General features: G+C 71.6%; 17 protein-coding genes and 1 tRNA gene. 8 read left to right on the top strand and 10 right to left on the bottom strand.

What is annotated here, in order from left to right:
* Positions 1-297: 297 nt before the first annotated feature.
* Positions 298-369: transfer RNA gene (locus tag ACODT5_RS32610), tRNA-Cys, on the bottom strand.
* 203 nt (positions 370-572) lie between these two features.
* Here ACODT5_RS32610 and ACODT5_RS32605 point away from each other — a divergent pair.
* From ACODT5_RS32605 to ACODT5_RS32580, 6 genes are all read left to right on the top strand, one after another.
* Positions 573-2,030 (top strand): MFS transporter, encoded by a 1,458-nt coding sequence (locus tag ACODT5_RS32605; protein ID WP_422522705.1) that lies wholly within the window; start codon positions 573-575, stop codon positions 2,028-2,030.
* Between the two features lie 193 nt (positions 2,031-2,223).
* Positions 2,224-2,424: a hypothetical protein gene (locus ACODT5_RS32600; RefSeq protein WP_422522704.1), complete on the top strand. Its 201-nt coding sequence runs from the start codon at positions 2,224-2,226 to the stop codon at positions 2,422-2,424.
* A complete protein-coding gene (locus tag ACODT5_RS32595; protein ID WP_422522703.1) occupies positions 2,421-2,849 on the top strand; it encodes a type II toxin-antitoxin system death-on-curing family toxin in 429 nt (142 codons plus the stop codon). The genes ACODT5_RS32600 and ACODT5_RS32595 overlap by 4 nt, the downstream gene beginning before the upstream one ends.
* 193 nt (positions 2,850-3,042) lie before the next feature.
* Complete coding sequence (locus ACODT5_RS32590) at positions 3,043-4,827, top strand: DEAD/DEAH box helicase (protein WP_327252973.1); 1,785 nt, start codon at positions 3,043-3,045, stop codon at positions 4,825-4,827.
* Between the two features lie 394 nt (positions 4,828-5,221).
* Positions 5,222-5,863, top strand: coding sequence for an IclR family transcriptional regulator (locus tag ACODT5_RS32585; protein WP_330296613.1), 642 nt, complete (start codon positions 5,222-5,224; stop codon positions 5,861-5,863).
* A 100-nt stretch (positions 5,864-5,963) separates the two neighbouring features.
* Complete coding sequence (locus ACODT5_RS32580; protein ID WP_422522702.1) at positions 5,964-6,761, top strand: S16 family serine protease; 798 nt, start codon at positions 5,964-5,966, stop codon at positions 6,759-6,761.
* Here the strand turns inward: ACODT5_RS32580 and ACODT5_RS32575 are convergent.
* The 8 genes from ACODT5_RS32575 to ACODT5_RS32540 form a co-directional block, all read right to left on the bottom strand.
* Complete coding sequence (locus ACODT5_RS32575) at positions 6,691-7,992, bottom strand: MFS transporter (protein ID WP_422522701.1); 1,302 nt, start codon at positions 7,990-7,992, stop codon at positions 6,691-6,693. The two genes, ACODT5_RS32580 and ACODT5_RS32575, sit on opposite strands and share 71 nt — an antisense overlap.
* The gene (locus ACODT5_RS32570) at positions 7,989-8,243 is read right to left on the bottom strand and encodes a hypothetical protein (protein WP_422522700.1); all 255 of its coding nucleotides are present in this window, start codon (positions 8,241-8,243) and stop codon (positions 7,989-7,991) included. Before ACODT5_RS32570 ends, ACODT5_RS32575 begins: the two co-directional genes overlap by 4 nt.
* A 42-nt stretch (positions 8,244-8,285) precedes the next feature.
* Entirely contained in the window at positions 8,286-8,906 is a 621-nt protein-coding gene (locus ACODT5_RS32565) for an ArsR/SmtB family transcription factor (RefSeq protein WP_422522699.1), read from the bottom strand.
* Between the two features lie 89 nt (positions 8,907-8,995).
* On the bottom strand, positions 8,996-10,000 hold the full coding sequence (locus tag ACODT5_RS32560) for a glycine betaine ABC transporter substrate-binding protein (protein ID WP_422522698.1): 1,005 nt from the start codon (positions 9,998-10,000) through the stop codon (positions 8,996-8,998).
* Positions 10,001-10,867, bottom strand: coding sequence for an ABC transporter permease (locus tag ACODT5_RS32555; RefSeq protein WP_422522697.1), 867 nt, complete (start codon positions 10,865-10,867; stop codon positions 10,001-10,003).
* Positions 10,864-12,075, bottom strand: coding sequence for a betaine/proline/choline family ABC transporter ATP-binding protein (locus ACODT5_RS32550; RefSeq protein WP_422525110.1), 1,212 nt, complete (start codon positions 12,073-12,075; stop codon positions 10,864-10,866). The genes ACODT5_RS32555 and ACODT5_RS32550 overlap by 4 nt, the downstream gene beginning before the upstream one ends.
* A gap of 79 nt (positions 12,076-12,154) precedes the next feature.
* On the bottom strand, positions 12,155-12,802 hold the full coding sequence (locus ACODT5_RS32545; protein WP_422522696.1) for an ABC transporter permease: 648 nt from the start codon (positions 12,800-12,802) through the stop codon (positions 12,155-12,157).
* A gap of 59 nt (positions 12,803-12,861) precedes the next feature.
* Entirely contained in the window at positions 12,862-13,332 is a 471-nt protein-coding gene (locus tag ACODT5_RS32540; protein ID WP_112448141.1) for an Lrp/AsnC family transcriptional regulator, read from the bottom strand.
* Between the two features lie 133 nt (positions 13,333-13,465).
* Here ACODT5_RS32540 and hppD point away from each other — a divergent pair, with 133 nt between their 5' ends.
* On the top strand, positions 13,466-14,617 hold the full coding sequence (gene hppD / locus ACODT5_RS32535) for a 4-hydroxyphenylpyruvate dioxygenase (protein ID WP_422522695.1): 1,152 nt from the start codon (positions 13,466-13,468) through the stop codon (positions 14,615-14,617).
* Positions 14,618-14,872: 255 nt separating this feature from the next.
* Here the strand turns inward: hppD and ACODT5_RS32530 are convergent, their stop codons facing one another.
* The gene (locus ACODT5_RS32530; protein WP_422522694.1) at positions 14,873-16,357 is read right to left on the bottom strand and encodes a tetratricopeptide repeat protein; all 1,485 of its coding nucleotides are present in this window, start codon (positions 16,355-16,357) and stop codon (positions 14,873-14,875) included.
* 96 nt (positions 16,358-16,453) lie between these two features.
* On the opposite strand from ACODT5_RS32530, the gene ACODT5_RS32525 reads away from it, so the two are divergent.
* Entirely contained in the window at positions 16,454-17,851 is a 1,398-nt protein-coding gene (locus tag ACODT5_RS32525; protein ID WP_422522693.1) for an FAD-binding oxidoreductase, read from the top strand.
* Positions 17,852-17,903 lie beyond the last annotated feature (52 nt).

Here is a 17,903-nt window from a genome sequence, read left to right as displayed (position 1 = left end):
CGCATGTCTGTGCAGGATGTGGAAGAGATCGGCACGACACTCGACCGGGCATTCAAGCGCATCGACGTGAACGCCTGCGGTTGACGGCTCAGATCAACCCGAGCCTGGTGGAGCGGCGGCCGCTCCACCAGGCGCGCGTATCCTGCCGCCGTACTCGCCACCGGCCGCGGGACGCGCACGGGTGCAGTGCGCCCTGCGGCCGTAAGGCCGTGTACTGCGGGGGACTGAGAAGAACGCCGAATGGGCGGCACCCCGGGTGGGGTGCCGCCCATTCGTCATGGCTGGTCGAGCCATCAGAAGCCGTGACCGGAATCGAACCGGCGTAACTCGCTTTGCAGGCGAGTCCCTCAACCACTCGGGCACACGGCTGGGTGGTGGTGATGTGTATGACCGTACGAGGGTGCGGGAGGGTGGGGAAGGGATGCGCGGGGCGTGCAATGTGACTGCCATGCCGCGTTCACAGAGGGAGGGCGGCGGGGGCGGGCGGGACCTTTGGCCTAGGGCTGGGGGAGGGGGCGGGATCGGTCGGAATGACAGGGTCGAAAGAGCAGTACGGGCCTTACTCTGGGGCGATGAGCGTCCTCCCGCAGCGAGCTGCTGCACCCGCCGCACCGATCCCCGGCCACCCGAAGGGCGGGATCTTCGGGCCCGCGTACCGGACGCTCAGCATCGGGATCATCTCCGTCATTTTTCTGATCGCCTTCGAGGCCACCGCCGTCGGGACCGCCATGCCCGTGGCCGCCCGGGAGCTGGACGGGATCGGGCTGTACGCCTTCGCCTTCTCCGCCTACTTCACCACCAGCCTCTTCGGGATGGTGCTCTCCGGGCAGTGGGCCGACCGGCAGGGGCCGCTGCGGCCGCTGACCGTGGGGATCGGGTCCTTCGCCGCCGGGCTGGTGTGTTCCGGGACCGCCGGGGCGATGTGGATGTTCGTGCTCGGGCGGGCCGTGCAGGGGTTCGGCGGCGGGCTGGTCATCGTCGCGCTGTACGTGGTGGTCAGCCGGGCCTACGAGGAGCGGCTGCGGCCCGCGATCATGGCGGCCTTCGCCGCGAGCTGGGTCGTGCCCTCGATCGTGGGACCGCTGGCCGCGGGCACGGTGACCGAGCAGCTCGGGTGGCGCTGGGTCTTCCTCGGGATACCCGCACTGGTCTTCGTACCGCTGGCGGTGGCGCTGCCCGCGATACGGCGCAGCGCCTCCGGGCCGGTGGACCCCGGGGCTCCGCCCGTGGCGTTCGACCGGCGGCGGATCCGGCTCGCCCTCGGGATCTCGGCCGGTGCGGGGCTGCTGCAGTACGCCGCCCAGGATCTGAGGTGGCTGTCGCTGGTTCCCGGGATCGCGGGGGCCGCGCTGCTGGTGCCCGCCGTGCTGGGGCTGCTGCCGCGCGGGACCTACCTGGCGCGGCGCGGGCTGCCGTCGGTGGTGCTGCTGCGGGGCGTGGCGGCGGGGTCGTTCATCGCGGCGGAGAGCTTCGTACCGCTGATGCTGGTCACCCAGCGGGGTCTGAGCCCGACGATGGCCGGGTTCTCGCTCGCGCTGGGCGGGGTGACGTGGGCGGCCGGCTCGTGGGTGCAGTCGCAGGGGCGGGCGGCGCCGTACCGGGAACGGCTGATGGTGCTGGGCATGATCATGGTCGCGGCGTCGATCGCCGGGGCGCCGGCGGTGCTCGTGGAGTGGGTGCCGGTGTGGACCCTCGCACTGGTGTGGGCGCTGGGGTGCCTGGGGATGGGGCTCGTCATCGGCTCCACGAGCGTGCTGCTGCTGAAGCTTTCGGCGCCGGAAGAGGCGGGGGCGAACTCCGCGTCCCTGCAGATCTCGGACGCGCTGGCGAACGTGGTGCTGCTCGCTGCCGGGGGCGCGGCGTTCGCCGCGCTGGGCGGGGGAGCGGTGGGTGCGGCGCACTCCGTGGTGGAGGGGGGCGGGGCTTCGCACCCCGGTGCGTTCGTGGTCGTGTTCCTGCCGATGGCCTGCGTGGCCCTGGTGGGGGCGTGGGTCGCCACCCGGCTGGATGTGGAGCCCCGGCGGGGCTGAGGGACGGTGGCCCGGGCCGGTGATCCGGCGCGGCGCCGTTGCCGGGGACCAGCCCCCGGACCCCCGCGCCTCAAACGCCGGCGGGGCTGGATGTGGCCGGGGTCCGGCTCTGTGTGCGGGTGGGTGGGGCTCGAAGGAGGGGCGGTGGGGAAAACGGGAGGAGGTCCGGGGTGGAGCTGGTTAGCATCCGGGGATGAGTGAGCTGATCATCGTCGTGTCCGACGCAGAGCGGGCGGAGTTGGCCGATCTGGCCGATGCCACCGGGCAGAGCGTCGAGGAGGCCGTGCTGGCCGCCGTGCGGGGCTGGGTGCGGGGGGAGCGGGAGCGGGCCGGGGGCGAGGCCGAACGGCTGGCCGGGCGGCATGCCGGGCTGCTGAGGAGGCTCGGGGAATGACTCGGGGAATGAGCAGCGGGAGCCCGGCTCGGCACCTGACACTCGGAGAGGTTCTCGATCTCGCCCGGTACGCCTGCCTCGCCCAGGACCAGCCCGTCGAGCTGCGCGCCCCCGGGCTGCTGGAGTCCGCGGTGCACCGGCCGCGGGCCAGGATGTTCGGGACCTCGGCGTACGAGGACACCTACGAGCAGGCGGCCGCCCTGCTGCACGGGATCGCGACGAACCACCCCCTCGTCGACGGGAACAAGCGCACCGCCTGGCTCGCCGCCGCCACCTTCCTCGCCCTCAACGGGGTCGATCTCGGGGATCTTGACGATGCCGCGCAGGACTCCGCGTACGACCTGGTCATCGACGTGGCGGCGGGCAACGAGGAGCACGTCGGGCGGATCGCGGAGCGGCTGCGCGCGCTGAACACGCGAATGTGACGCTCGCCGCACGCGCCGAGGTCACGGGCCTGTCCCTCCGCGAGGGGCGGGCCCGGGCCGGTAAGGTGGCCCGGTTGTCCTACGTACGACTGCCCGTACCGCCGGCCGTACCGATGCCCGGACCGCACGCCCGGAAGATGCCCGGAACGCGCGTCCGGAACGGAAACGCCGCCGAGAGACCGAACCGGAGACCGTGACTACTACCGCCTCCCACCACCTCTCACCCGCCTTCCCCGGCCGCGCGCCGTGGGGTACCGCCAGCGCCCTGCGAGCTTGGCAGCAGGGTGCACTGGACCGGTACCTGGAGACCCAGCCGCGCGACTTCCTCGCCGTCGCGACCCCCGGCGCCGGCAAGACCACCTTCGCCCTGACGCTCGCGTCCTGGCTGCTGCACCACCACGTGGTCCAGCAGGTGACCGTCGTCGCACCGACCGAGCACCTGAAGAAGCAGTGGGCGGAAGCCGCCGCCCGGATAGGGATCCGGCTGGACCCGGACTACTCCGCCGGCCCGCTCAGCAAGGACTACCACGGGGTCGCCGTCACGTACGCGGGTGTGGGCGTGCGCCCGATGCTGCACCGCAACCGGTGCGAGCAGCGCAAGACCCTCGTGATCCTCGACGAGATCCACCACGCCGGTGACTCGAAGTCCTGGGGCGAGGCCTGCCTGGAGGCGTTCGATCCGGCGACCCGGCGCCTCGCCCTCACCGGCACGCCTTTCCGGTCCGATACGAATCCCATTCCCTTCGTCGCCTATGAAGAGGGGAACGACGGAATCCGGCGGTCCTCCGCCGATTACACCTACGGCTACGGGAACGCCTTGGGCGACGGCGTCGTGCGGCCCGTCATTTTCCTTTCCTACAGCGGCAACATGCGCTGGCGCACCAAGGCGGGCGACGAGATCGCCGCGCGCCTCGGCGAGCCGATGACCAAGGACGCCATTTCGCAGGCCTGGCGCACCGCGCTCGACGCGCGCGGCGACTGGATGCCGAACGTGCTGCGCGCCGCCGACCAGCGGCTGACCGAGGTCAGGAAGGGCATCCCGGACGCCGGCGGGCTCGTCATCGCCGCCGACCAGGACTCCGCGCGCGCGTACGCCAAGCTGATCAAGGAGATCACGGGGAGCAAGGCCACCGTCGTGCTGTCCGACGACACCGGCGCCTCGAAGCGGATCGACGAGTTCGCCGCGAGCAACGACCGCTGGATGGTCGCCGTCCGCATGGTGTCCGAGGGCGTCGACGTACCCCGCCTCGCGGTCGGCGTGTACGCCACCACCATCTCGACCCCGCTGTTCTTCGCGCAGGCCGTCGGCCGCTTCGTGCGCTCGCGCCGGCGCGGCGAGACGGCCTCGGTGTTCCTGCCGACCATTCCCTACCTGCTGGGCTTCGCCAACGAGATGGAAGTCGAGCGCGACCACGTCCTCGACAAGCCGAAGAAGCAGGGCGAGGAAGACCCGTACGCCGACTCCGAGAAGGAGATGGAGGAGGCGAACAAGCAGGAGGACGAGGACACCGGCGACGAGGAGCAGATGTCCTTCGAGGCGCTGGAGTCCGACGCCGTCTTCGACCGGGTGCTCTACGACGGCGCCGAGTTCGGCATGCAGGCGCACCCGGGGAGCGAGGAGGAGCAGGACTACCTCGGCATCCCCGGGCTGCTGGAGCCCGACCAGGTGCAGATGCTGCTCCAGAAGCGGCAGTCGCGGCAGATCGCGCACAGCAAGCGCAAGCCGGACTCGGAGGCGGACCTGCTGGAGCTGCCGGCCGACCGGCGGCCCGTGGTCTCCCACAAGGAGCTGCTGGAGCTGAGGAAGTCGCTGAACACGATGGTGGGCGCGTACGTCCACCAGAGCGGCAAACCGCACGGGGTGCTCCACACCGAACTGCGCCGCGTGTGCGGCGGACCGCCGAGCGCGGAAGCCACGGCGGGACAGCTGCGCGAGCGGATCAAGAAGGTCCAGGAGTGGGCCACCCGGATGCGGTGATTTCCTACGGAATGCGGCACGGGGGGCGAGGGGAGATTTGTACGGTCCCCGCCCGCCCGGGCCGCCGTAGAGGGGCTGCCGCACCCGTGGTGGGAGGCCCTGCGGGACGGGGCCGGGGCGTGAGTCGACGTCAGGGGCCGAAGGTCACGAATTGACAGCGATGCGCGTTTTCAACCGGCATAAAACGGCAGTAGGCGCCCGGATTCTGGACGAGCCCTTCCGCTGAGCGAACCTGCTCGCTACTGTCCCCGCATCGAACGCCCCGTGGCAGCGCCGCCGCGGGAGCGCAGCCGGTGCCATGGCCGCTACCGGCGGCCTCTCCGTGCGTCGCCGAGGGACCGGCGGCGCTATCCCCAGAGAGTCACCGCCGCCCACCGAAAGAGGGAGAGGCGTCGTGACCGCGGAAACCTCCCAGACTCTCGACCGAGGACTCCGAGTTCTCAAACTGCTCGCCGACACCGACCACGGTCTGACCGTCACCGAGCTCTCCAACCGCCTCGGTGTGAACCGCACCGTGGTCTACCGCCTCCTGGCCACCCTCGAACAGCACGCCCTGGTCCGCCGCGACCTCGGCGGCCGCGCCCGCGTCGGGCTCGGAGTGCTGCGCCTGGGCCGCCAGGTGCACCCGCTCGTGCGCGAGGCGGCGCTGCCCGCGCTGCGCTCCCTCGCCGAGGACATAGGCGCCACCGCGCACCTGACCCTCGTGGACGGAACCGAAGCGCTCGCCGTGGCGGTCGTCGAGCCGACCTGGACCGACTACCACGTGGCCTACCGGCCCGGCTTCCGTCATCCGCTGGACCGCGGGGCAGCCGGCCGGGCCATCCTGGCCGCCCGTCAGGGCACGCTCACCGAGCCCGGCTACACGATCACCCGCGGGGAGCTCGAAGCGGGCGCCAGCGGTGCCGCGGCGCCCCTCGTGGGCATCACGGGGCTCGAGGGCAGCGTGGGCGTCGTCATGCTGGCCGACGCCGTGCCCGAGCGGGTCGGCCCGCGCGTGGTGGACGCCGCCCGCGAGGTGGCCGACGCCCTGCGCTAGCGCCGGGCCCACCAGCGGTCCGTCAGGACACCGAGCCGCGTCCCCGCCAGCCGGGGGCGCGGCTCGACCCGTTCGGGGGCACCCGCGCTAGATTGGCCCGGTGCTCTCTCGCCTCACACGCCTGCCGCGTCCCGCCGCCCTCGCCGTCTGCGCCGTGCCCGTGCTCGCGCTGTTCGCCGTCGCGGCCCTCGCACCGCTGCCCTTCGTGATCGCGCAGCCGGGCCTCACGGCCGACGTGCTCGGCTCCCGCGACGGCAAGCAGGTCATCTCCATCACCGGGGCGCCCACCCGCGAGACCACCGGCCAGCTGCGGATGACCACCATCCAGGCCACCGGCCCCTCCACCTCCGTCACCCTTCCCGCGCTGGTCGGCGACTGGTTCGACACCTCCCGGGCGGTCATGCCCAGGGAGGCGGTGTACCCGTCGGGCGGAAGCGACAAGGAGATCGAGGAGCACAACATGGAGGAGATGACCAAGTCGCAGTCGACGGCCTCCGAGGCCGCCCTCGGCTACCTCCACAAGGACCCGAAGGACGTGAAGGTCGAGCTGAACCTCGCCGACGTCGGCGGTCCGAGCGCCGGACTGCTCTTCTCGCTGGGCATCGTCGACAAGCTCGACGGGAACGGCAGCGGCGGCGATCTCACCGGCGGCAGCACCATCGCCGGTACGGGCACCATCACCGCGGCCGGCGCGGTCGGCGCGGTCGGCGGGGTGGCCCTGAAGACTCAGGCCGCGCGGCGCGACGGGGCGAGCGTGTTCCTCGTACCGGCGGCGGAGTGCTCGGACGCCAAGTCCGAACTCCCCGAGGGGCTCCGGCTGGTCCCCGTCACTTCGCTGACGGGTGCGGTTGACGCGCTGCGGGCTCTTCAGAAGGGCGAGCAGGTTCCGTCCTGCTGAGCGGGGAGGCCGTCTCCCTCTCCATGCTCCGCCAGGACGGGAACACCAGCGGTGAGAGCGTGACGAGGAAGTAGGTCCCGCCGAACACCAGCAGTGCCTTCGTCACCCCGAAGCCGTCGACCAGCAGCCCCGCGCCCAGCCCGCCCAGCGGCATCGTCAGCTCGCAGCCGGCCGTGGTCACCCCGGCGACGCGGCTGCGCAGGGCGTCGGGCACCTTCTCCATCGTCACGGTGGTCAGGATCGGGTTGAGCACGCCCGCACCCAGCCCGGACAGCGCCATCGTCACCGCGAGCGGCAGCGGGGTGTCGGTGAAGGCGGCGACCACGTAGCGCGGGGCCCCGCACAGCAGGAACGCCCCGGCGAACACGGCCCTACGGGGGAACCGCTCGCCCCAGGCTCCGTAGAGCAGGGCCCCCAGCAGGGCGAACCCGCCGAAGAGGGCGATCATCAGGCCGAGCGCGGCGGGTCCGCCGAGGACCTCGCTGCCGTGCACGGGCAGCAGCACCGAGGACCAGCCCTGGTCTATGCCGTTGGTCATCATCACCATCACCGTGATGCCCAGCAGCAGCCGGGCCCGGGTCAGGAACCGCCAGCCCTCGGCGAGTTCGGCCCGGTAGCCGGTCAGCGACACCTTCCCGGCGGCGCGCTGCGGCTCGGCGGCCGGTATCCCGCGCAGGAACACGGCGACCAGCAGTGCGGAGGCGCCGAAGGTGGCCGCGTCGAGGAGCAGGACCGACTCGGCGCCGATCGTGGCGATCAGTACGCCGGCCATCGCTGCCCCGACCATGCGGGCTCCGCGCGAGACGGCGTCGTAGAGGCTGGCGGCGCGGGCGACGGTGGTGCCGGCGTGCTCGGCGAGATGGGGGAGCAGGACGTAGCGCGCGGTCAGTCCGGGCGTGTGCACGAGGCCGCAGACGGCCATCAGCGCGCACAGCATCCAGAACTCCAGCAGCCCGGCGTAGTGCAGCAGCGGTATCGCGGCCACGGACAGCCCGCACACCAGGTCGGAGACGGCGGAGACCCGGCGGCGGCCGAGCCGGTCGATGACCGGGCCCCCGACGAGGGCGGCCACCGCGACGGGCAGGGTCGCGCAGAAGGCGACGATCCCGGCCCGCCCGGCACTGTCGGTGGTCTGGAGCACGAACCACGGCACGCCGATGAGGGTCAGCGAACTCCCGGCTATCGAGATGGTGTTGGCGAGCAGAACGGCGATGAAGGGACGACGGTTCACGCGATGCCGCCGTGCGGGCGGGAGATCCGGGCGTTGCGGGTGATGCGGGCGTGCAGGTGCGCGGGCTGGATCAGGCGGATGCCGAGGGCGATCAGGCTCTCGCCGAGCCGGTTGCGCAGGGCGGGGGCGCGCCGGTGGGGAGCGTAGGAGACGTGCGGCGCGGCCTCCTGTGCGCGGCGCCAGGCGGCGGCTTCGGCGGTGCGGGTGGCGTGGATCTCGGCGTGGTTCTGGGCATGGCTGAAGGCGTGCACGGCAGGACTCCTTCTGCGAAAGGGGTGTGGAGGTGGAGGGGGCTACTTGGTGTGGACCGGGAAGGCGTGCGTGTGGAAACGGACCGTCTCCGTGCCCTCCGAGGGCGGCAGGTCGCGGTAGCTGTTGATCAGATCGTGGACCTTGAGGACCAGCTCGTGGGTCTGCTCGGCGGTCAGCTTCAGCGAGAAGTCGCTGAGCTCGGAACTCCGCCGCCACTCCATCGCCCAGGTGTGGGCTTCGCCCAGCCAGGTGGACAGTTCCTGTTCGTGGATCTTCACGATCTCCGCGAGGAAGACCTCCGCGGCGCTGCGCGTGACGGGGTCGGGGTCGTAGATCAGCGCCTCGTCGAACTGGGTGCCGTCCTGGCATGCCTGCCACCAGCGCTCGCGGCCCTTGCCGTGCCCGGGGGCGTCCTCGACGAACCCGTAAGCGGCCAGCTGGCGCAGGTGGTAGCTGGTGGCTCCGCTCGATTCGCCGAGCCGCTCCGCCAGTTGTGAGGCGGTGGCCGGCCCGCGCCGCAGATCGCCCAGCAGGCGGATGCGCAGCGGGTGGGCCAGGCCGCGCAGGGAGTGCGGGTCGAGCTTGCGGACCTTCGGCTCGGCAGGCTTCTGGGGGCTCTGGGGGCTCTGGGGCTTCTGGGAATCGGCGTTCTTCTCGGGCATGCCTCAACAGTAGAGTTGCAAAGAACCCTGTGCAAGGGTTTCTTTGCAACTACTTCTTTGCATCCACTCTCAAGGGTGAATCCGGGGCCTCAGCCCTCCTTGATGAACCCCTCCGCCACCAGCCAGTCCTTCGCCACCTCGTGCGGGTCCTGCCCGTCCACGTCCACCAGGGCGTTGAGCCGCTGCGCCGTCTCCGTCGTCAGCCGCTTCGACAGGGGGTCCAGGAGGCCCGCGATCTGCGGGTACTCCTCCAGCGTCTTCGCGTGCAGCTCCGGCGCCGCGTTGTAGTTGGGGAAGAAGTGCCGGTCGTCGGCGAGGGTGTCCAGGTCCATGGCCTTGATCCGGCCGTCCGTGGTGAAGGCCTCGCCCAGCAGGCAGGAATCGGACTTCGAGACCTGGGTGTAGATGATCCCGGCGTCCATCTTCATCACGTTGCCCGACGGGATCTTCATTCCGTACGCCTTCTCCAGCCCCGGCAGCCCGTCCTCCCGCGAGGCGAACTCGTTCTCCACGCAGATCGTCACCGCCTCGGGGTCGCGCTGCGAGAGCGCCGCCACGTCCGACATGGTCTTCAGCCCGTACTTGGCGTTGTTCTTCTTGCTGATGGCCAGCGTGTAGGTGTTGTTGAGCGTGGACGGCGGCAGCCATGCCACGCCGTTCTTCACGTCCGCGTCCCGCACCGCCTCCCACTGCGCGTACGGGTCGGTGATCGGCTTGTCGTTGCCGAGGTAGGTGATCCACGCCGTGCCCGTGTACTCGTACATGGCGTCCGCGTCGCCCTGGATGATCGCCTCGCGGGCGCTGATCGACCCGGGCAGGTTGGTGCGGTCCAGCACCTCCGCGCCGGCCGCTTTGAAGATCAGGCCGATCATCTGGCCGAGCACGATGTTCTCGCTGAAGTTCTTCGAGGTGACCGTGAGCGAGGCGCCCTTGAGGGGCTGCCCCTGGCCCACCGAGCCGGGCAGTACCTCGTCCACCATCGGGGAGCCGCTCTTGAGCCCGCAGCCCGCGAGCGGCAGCCCGATGGCCAGCAGGGCCGCGCAGGCCACGGCCGTCCGTACCGCCAGGGGTCGGGGGCGGGGGAGCTCGTCCATCTACGCCTCCAGCCCGCGCGGGGTCAGGACCGTCTCGGCCAGGGAGGCCAGCCAGTCCACGAACAGGGCCAGCGCCACCGTCAGCACCGAGCCCAGCACCAGCACCGGCATCCGCTGGGTCTGGATCCCGGAGGTGATCAGGTCGCCGAGGCCCCCGCCGCCGCCGAAGGTGGCCAGGGTCGCGGTGCCGACGTTGAGGACGAGGGCCGTCCGTACGCCCGCCAGGATCAGCGGGACCGCCAGCGGCAGTTCCACCTTCATCAGGGTTCCCACGGAAGACATCCCGATCCCGCGCGAGGCCTCCACCAGCTGCGGGTCGATCCCGCGCAGCCCCGCGACGGTGTTGGACAGCACGGGCAGGACGGCGTAGGCGACCATGCCGATGATCGCCGTCGAGGGGCCGATGCCGAGCCAGATGACCAGCAGGGCGAGCAGGCCGATGGCCGGGGTGGCCTGGCCGATGTTGGCGACGGCGGTGACCAGCGGGGCCGCCCGGCGCAGGCCGCGGCGGGTCAGGGCGATGCCGAGCGGGATCGCGATGACCAGCACCCAGAAGGTGGAGATCGCGGTGAGCTTGACGTGCTGCCACAGCCGGAGCTCGACGTTGCCGTCCGCGAGGGAGTTCTCGGCGATCGTGTCGAGGGTGGCGTTGGTGATCCACAGGTACGTGGCCAGCAGCACCAGCGCCAGCACGATCGGCAGGGTCACCAGCCGGGCCCAGGTGAGCCGGCTCCCCGGGCGGGGCGGCGCGATGGAGGCCATGACCGTCTCGTCGGGCCCGGGCTCCTCGGGATCCCGGAAGACGTGCCCCTTGAGCTCGTGCTCGCCGGGCGGGCGTTCGGGGGAGACCGGGTTCCTGGGGCTCATGAGCCCTCCGAACCGTCCCGGAGCCCCTCCAGGTCCCGTTCGGTGCGGTGGTGGCGCAGCTCCTCCAGGTCGTGCGCGTGCTCGGCGGCCGTCAGCCGGTCGGCCTCCAGCATCTCGTGCACGGAGTTCATCAGGGTTTCCATGTCCACGACGCCGATGTACTCGCCGCGCCGCCCGGTGACCGCCACCCGGCCGCCGCTGTCGGTCAGTACGGCCTCCAGGGCGTCGTGCAGGGTCGCGTCCCGGGTCACCGTGTCGTGCACGAGCTGACCGGCCCGGGCGAGGGAGCCCTTGGCGCGCATCAGGTCGCCGCGGCGCAGCCATTTGTACGGCCGGCCGCGCCGGTCCAGCATCAGCAGTTCGTTGCCCTGGCCGGCGCGCAGGGTGTTGAAGATCTGCTGGAGCGGGTCGTCCACGGACACCGTCGGGAACTCGGCGATCTCCACGTCCCGCACCCGGGTGAGGTTGAGCCGTTTGAGGGCGGCCCCGGCGCCAACGAACCCGGAGACGAAGTCGTCGGCGGGGTTGGTGAGGATCGCCTCGGGGGTGTCGAACTGCGCGATGTGCGAGCGCTCGCGCAGGACGGCGATCCGGTCGCCCAGCTTGATGGCCTCGTCGAAGTCGTGGGTGACGAAGACGATCGTCTTGTGCAGCTCGTGCTGGAGCCGGATCAGCTCGTCCTGGAGGTGGTCGCGGGTGATGGGGTCGACGGCGCCGAAGGGCTCGTCCATCAGCAGCACCGGCGGGTCGGCGGCGAGGGCCCGGGCCACGCCCACGCGCTGCTGCTGGCCGCCGGAGAGCTGGCGCGGGTAGCGGCCGTGGAACTCGCGCGGGTCCAGGCCGACCAGGTCGAGCATCTCCTCCACCCGGTCCTTCACGCGGGACTTGGACCAGCCGGTCATCTTCGGGACCAGGGCGATGTTCTCGGCGACCGTCATGTGCGGGAACAGCCCGGAGGACTGGATCGCGTACCCGATCTTGCGGCGCAGTTTCACCGGGTCCATGTCGGTGACGTCCTCGTCGCCGATGCGGATCCGGCCGGAGGTGGGCTCGATCAGCCGGTTGATCATCTTCAGGGTGGTGGACTTTCCGCAGCCGGAAGGGCCGACGAAGACCACCAGCTCGCCCGCCTTGATCTCCATCGAGACGTCGTCGACGGAGGGGCTGGGGTTGCCGGGGTAGTGCTTGGTGAGGTTCTCCAGCTGGATGGTCGCGCCGGAGGCGGCGGTCGGCTGCGGGCTCGCCGGCTCCGGCTCCTGCGGGTTGTTCGTCGGCGCGGGCGTCGGCTCAGACACGGATTCCCCTCGGGATGGTGAGACGGCCGAGCAGGACGTACGCGGCGTCGAAGAGCAGGGCGAGGATGACGACGCCGAGCGTCCCCGCGAGGACCTGGTTGATGGCGTTGGCGCTGCCGAGCGAGGCGATCCCGCGGAAGATCTCGTTGCCCAGGCCCGGCCCGGAGGCGTAGGCGGCGATGGCCGCGATGCCCATCAGCATCTGCGTGGAGACCCGGATGCCGGTCAGGATCGGCGGCCAGGCGAGCGGCAGTTCCACCTTCAGCAGCTGGGCGCTGCGCGACATCCCGATGCCCTTGGCGGCATCGACCAGGGCCGGATCCACCCCGCGCAGCCCCACGATGGAGTTGCGGACGATGGGCAGCAGCCCGTACAGCGTCAGGGCGATCACGGTCGGCGCGACGCCGAGGCCGACGATCGGGATCAGCAGGCCGATCATGGCGAGGGAGGGGATGGTCAGCACCGTGGAGGTGGAGGTGACCGCGAGGTTCCCGGCCCAGCCGCTGCGGTAGGTGAGGACGCCGATGGCGACGCCGAGGGCGGTCGCGATCAGCATGCACTGGAAGACGGCGCTGGCGTGCTGGAAGGCGTCGGTGAGGAGCTGCTGGTGGCGGTTGGACAAGTAGGACCAGAAGCTCACGCCGCGTCACCCCATCCGTCGTTGCCGCACGCCAGTCGTCAGTCGTCAGTCGTCGATCGTCAGTCGTCCTCGGCCGCCTGTTCGACCAGGGGGATGATCCGCAAAGGTACGGGATTCTCCATGACAATCGCCGTCGAAGCCCGCACGATCCCATCAAACGCGACAACTCGGTCGATCACCCGCTGAAGGTCCGCGTTGGACCGGGCCACGAGCCGGCACAGCATGTCCCCGTGCCCGGTCGTCGTGTGCAGCTCCAGCACCTCCGGCACCCCGTCCAAGTGGGCCCGTACGTCCGCGCCTTGACCCTGTTTGATCTCCAGCGTGGCGAAGGCCGTCACCGGGTACCCCAGGGCCGCCGGATCCACCTGCGGACCGAACCCCCGGATGACTCCGTTCGACTGAAGCCGGTCCAGCCGGGCCTGGGCCGTACCGCGCGCCACGCCGAGCCGGCGCGAGACCTCCAGGACCCCGATCCGGGGCTCGCGGGCGAGCAGGACGATGAGCCGGCCGTCGAGTTCGTCGATTCCCATGGGTGCCTCCGGGGTGGTCGGTCGGTGGTCATAGTGCACAGATATCCCAGCCATGCTGGGCTCAGAGTGGGCAGTCTGTACAGCAGAAATGGAAACTATTGCGCATCTTGTGGAACGGCGGGACTCTGCCGTCATGACTGAGACCCAGCCGCTCGACACCGCCCCGCTCACCGCCGCCAAGGCCGACCCCTTCCCGGTCAAGGGCATGGACGCGGTCGTCTTCGCCGTAGGCAACGCCAAGCAGGCCGCGCACTTCTACTCGACCGCCTTCGGCATGAAGCTCGTCGCCTACTCCGGACCGGAGAACGGCACGCGCGAGACGGCCAGCTACGTCCTGACCAACGGCGGCGCGCGGTTCGTCCTCACCTCGGTCATCAAGGCCACCACCGACCGCGGCCGCTTCCTCGCCGAGCACGTCGCCGACCACGGCGACGGCGTCATCGACCTGGCGATCGAGGTCCCCGACGTGAAGGCGGCCTACGCCTACGCCGTCGAGCACGGCGCGCGCGGCCTCGACGAGCCGTACGAGCTCACCGACGAGCACGGCACGGTCCGGCTGGCGGCGATCGCCACGTACGGCCAGACCCGCCACACCCTGGTCGAGCGCGGCGACTACACCGGCCCCTACCTGCCCGGCTTCGTCTCCGTCGCCCCGATGGTCGAGCCCCCGGCCAAGCGCACCTTCCAGGCCATCGACCACTGCGTGGGCAACGTCGAGCTCGGCCGGATGAACGAGTGGGTGGCGTTCTACAACAAGGTCATGGGCTTCACGAACATGAAGGAGTTCGTGGGCGACGACATCGCGACCGAGTACTCGGCGCTGATGTCGAAGGTCGTCGCGGACGGCACCCTGAAGGTGAAGTTCCCGATCAACGAGCCGGCGATCGCGAAGAAGAAGTCGCAGATCGACGAGTACCTGGAGTTCTACGGCGGCGCGGGCGTCCAGCACATCGCGCTGGCCACGAACGACATCGTCGGCACGGTGCGCGCGATGCGGGCAGCCGGTGTGACCTTCCTGGACACCCCGGACTCGTACTACGACACCCTCGGCGAGTGGGCCGGCGAGACCCGCGTCCCCGTCGAGACCCTGCGCGAGCTGAAGATCCTCGTCGACCGCGACGAGGACGGCTACCTGCTGCAGATCTTCACCAAGCCGGTCCAGGACCGCCCGACGGTCTTCTTCGAGATGATCGAGCGGCACGGGTCGATGGGCTTCGGCAAGGGCAACTTCAAGGCCCTGTTCGAGGCGATCGAGCGGGAGCAGGAGAAGCGGGGCAACCTCTAGAAGGTTGCGTGAACCGGGGCCCCGGTGGCGTGGCGCCGCCGCCCGGGGCTCCGCCCCGGCCTCCCCGCGCCTCAAACGCCGGCGGGGCTGGGACCGCCCCCTGCGGCGCCGCTCCTGGGGCTCCGCCCCAGACCCCGCGCCTCAAACGCCGGCGAGGCTGGATTTGGCCGGCGTCGCCCTGCACCTTTCAAAGCCGGCGGGGTGGGGCAGGCCCCGCGCAGCGGCACCCGCCCCGTCAGCGCCCCGGCCCGCCCCCTACGGCTTCGGCTTCGGCGGTTTTGCCGCCTTCGGGAGTTCCGGGGCGACCCACGGCTTGGTGGGGCGCATGTTCTCCGGGCCGCCCGCCGGGGGCTTGCCGATCGTCGCCAGGGCCTGCTTGGCCAGCGGCGCCCGGACCGGCGAGAACCGCGGGTTCGTCCGCAGGGCCTCCTCCAGGTGCCGCCGCGCCCCGGCCACGTCGCCCAGGCCGCGCTCGATCACCGCCCGGTGGTACGAGAAGTCCGCGAGCCGCAGTCCCTGCTCCGTGGCCTTCTTCGCGTACTCCAGCGCCTCCGCGTCGTCGCCCGTCTTGTGCAGCGCCCAGCCCAGCGCGTCCGCCACCTGCACGCTCTTGTGCCGGGTCCACTCCGCCGTGAGGCGCCGTACGGCCGCCGCCGGGTCGCCGTGGTCCGCCTCGAACCGGCCCAGGACCAGCTCCTCGTTGACCCCGCTCCGGGCGGCCTGCACCGCGAGCCCGTCGTACACCGCCTTCGCCTCGTCGGCCCGGCCCAGCGACTCCAGCAGCTCGCCCAGCTCCAGGGACAGCGCCGGCACCGCGGCCCGCCCCAGCGCCATCCGGTAGTCCCGTACGGCCTCCCCGCCGCGGCCCAGCGCCGCCAGCACCCGCGCCCGGCCCCCCAGCGCCTGCGCCTGCGCCAGATCGGTGCGCAGCGCGGCCTCGTACTGCTTCAGGGCCTCCGCGTCGTCACCGCGCTCCCACGCCAGCTCGCCGAGCCGGAACAGCACGTACGCCTTCTCCGCAGGCGCCTTCGCCGCGCCGCCCGCGTGCTCCATCGACATGGCCGCGTCCTCGCGCCAGCCCCGGTCCCGGTACACCTGCGAGGCCTTCATGAAGGCCGCCAGCCCCGGCCGCAGGTCCACCAGGCGCTCCATCGCCTTCTCGGCGGCCTTGTAGTCGCCGAGCCCGCCGTACGCGTCCACGAGCACCGGGTACGCCGTCCACCGCTTCGGCTCCTGCGCCCGTACGAGCTCGCCCCACTTCTTCCCGGTCCCGAAGTCCCGCCGGGCGTTGGCCAGCGTGCCCATGCCCGTCATCGCGTCGAAGTTGCCCTTCTCGGCCGGGCGCAGCTCCAGCGAGCGCCTCAGCGCGCCCTCCGCCTTCGGGTACCAGCCGGGATCGGCCGTCCGGCGCGCCTGCTCCAAGTACGCCGATCCCAGCACCGCCCACGAGGCCTCGTCGTCCGGGTGCCCCGCGACCCAGTTCTCCCGGTCGAGGACCAGCGCCGACAGGTCCACCGCCGCCACCGGCGCGCCCATGCCGACCGCCGCGCGGGCCCGCTCGCTGGGCCCCGGCGGGCGCGCGTCGTCGTCCGTGCGGGCCGGCCGGATCAGCAGGGCCCCGGCGATCAGAACCACCAGGGCCGCCGCCGCCACGAGCGTCTTGCGGCCGGTGAAGGTCACGGGCGGGGCAGCCTGCTGCTGCCTCTCCTGGGAGACGGATGCGTCGCGCATAGGGTCCATGGGGTCACTGTGCGTCAATATGAAGAGCTCGCCGAGGTGTCCGAAGGACGTCGCGGGCGTGTTCACACCGATGGCCCCGGGTGCCACGCTGGCCCCATGGTTGATGTTGACGAAGTTGATGACGGGTCACGCGAACTCCACGAGCTCCTCCTCGAAGGCCTGCCGCCCGAGGCCCTGCTCACCGACCCCCAGGTGACCGCCTCCTACGCCACCGACATGGCCAGCTTCTGCGCCGCGGGCACCCCGGCCGCAGTCGTCCTGCCCCGGACCGTCGAACAGGTCCAGCACGTCCTGCGCACCGCCCACGCGCTCCGCGTCCCCGTCGTCCCGCAGGGCGCCCGTACGGGCCTGTCGGGCGGGGCCAACGCCTCCGACGGCTGCATCGTGCTCTCCCTCGTGAAGATGGACCGGATCCTGGAGATCGACACCGTCGACCGGATCGCCGTCGTCGAACCGGGCGTCGTCAACGCCGTCCTCTCGCGCGCCGTCGCCGAGCGCGGACTGCACTACCCGCCGGACCCCTCCAGCTGGGAGCAGTGCACCATCGGCGGGAACATCGGCACCGCCGCCGGCGGTCTGTGCTGCGTCAAGTACGGGGTCACCGCCGAGTACGTCCTCGGCCTCGACGTGGTCCTCGCCGACGGCAGGCTCCTGCGGACCGGCCGGCGCACCGCCAAGGGCGTCGCGGGGTACGACCTCACCCGCCTGTTCGTCGGCTCCGAAGGCAGCCTCGGCGTCGTCGTCCGGGCCGTCCTCGCACTGCGCCCGGCCCCGCCCCGCCAGCTCGCGCTCGCCGCCGAGTTCCCCTCCGCCGCGGCCGCCTGCGCAGCCGTCTGCGCCGTCATGGAGGCCGGTCTGACGCCCTCGCTGCTGGAACTGATGGACCGTACGACCGTCCGCGCCGTCAACGCGCTCGGCAAGATGGGCCTGCCCGAGACCACCGAGGCCCTGCTGCTCGCCGCCTTCGACACCCCGCACGCGCCCGAGGACCTGGCCGCCGTGGGGGCGCTGTGCACCGCCGCCGGGGCGAGCGCCGTCGTACCGGCCGAGGACGCGGCGGAGTCCGAACTGCTCCTCCAGGCCCGCCGGATGGCCCTGCCCGCCCTGGAGGCCCTGCGGCCCGCGACGATGATCGACGACGTGTGCGTACCGCGCACCCGGCTCGCGGAGATGCTGGACGGGACCGCCGCCATCGCCCGTACGCACGACCTGCTCATCGGGGTCTGCGCGCACGCCGGCGACGGCAACACCCACCCCATCGTCTGCTTCGATCCCGCCGACGAGGACGAGACCCGGCGGGCCCGCGCGTCCTTCGAGGAGATCATGGCGCTGGGGCTCGAGCTGGGCGGGACCATCACGGGGGAGCACGGGGTCGGCGTCCTGAAGAAGGAGTGGCTCGCCCGCGAACTCGGCCCGGTGGGGCTGGAGATGCAGCGCGCCGTCAAGCACGCCTTCGACCCGGAGGGGCTGCTCAACCCGGGCAAGCTGTTCTGAGTCACCGGTCCCCGGTCCCAGGTCGCCGGTTCCCTGTCCCGGGTCACCGGCC

It is taken from the genome of Streptomyces tatrensis (genome assembly GCF_049310065.1).
Classification (GTDB): Bacteria; Actinomycetota; Actinomycetes; order Streptomycetales; family Streptomycetaceae; genus Streptomyces.
The sequence above is the reverse complement of the archived record's forward strand: the minus strand, read 5'-3'. Positions and strand labels throughout refer to the sequence as shown.

Bases quoted from the DNA above. Each gene is read 5' to 3' on its own strand.
- ACODT5_RS32605 (WP_422522705.1), top strand. From the start codon at position 573: ATGAGCGTCCTCCCGCAGCGAGCTGCTGCACCCGCCGCACCGATCCCC.
- ACODT5_RS32600 (WP_422522704.1), top strand. From the start codon at position 2,224: ATGAGTGAGCTGATCATCGTCGTGTCCGACGCAGAGCGGGCGGAGTTG.
- ACODT5_RS32595 (WP_422522703.1), top strand. From the start codon at position 2,421: ATGACTCGGGGAATGAGCAGCGGGAGCCCGGCTCGGCACCTGACACTC.
- ACODT5_RS32565 (WP_422522699.1), bottom strand. From the start codon at position 8,906: ATGCCCGAGAAGAACGCCGATTCCCAGAAGCCCCAGAGCCCCCAGAGC.
- ACODT5_RS32560 (WP_422522698.1), bottom strand. From the start codon at position 10,000: ATGGACGAGCTCCCCCGCCCCCGACCCCTGGCGGTACGGACGGCCGTG.
- ACODT5_RS32555 (WP_422522697.1), bottom strand. From the start codon at position 10,867: ATGAGCCCCAGGAACCCGGTCTCCCCCGAACGCCCGCCCGGCGAGCAC.
- ACODT5_RS32540 (WP_112448141.1), bottom strand. From the start codon at position 13,332: ATGGGAATCGACGAACTCGACGGCCGGCTCATCGTCCTGCTCGCCCGC.
- hppD (WP_422522695.1), top strand. From the start codon at position 13,466: ATGACTGAGACCCAGCCGCTCGACACCGCCCCGCTCACCGCCGCCAAG.
- ACODT5_RS32530 (WP_422522694.1), bottom strand. From the start codon at position 16,357: ATGGACCCTATGCGCGACGCATCCGTCTCCCAGGAGAGGCAGCAGCAG.
- ACODT5_RS32525 (WP_422522693.1), top strand. From the start codon at position 16,454: ATGGTTGATGTTGACGAAGTTGATGACGGGTCACGCGAACTCCACGAG.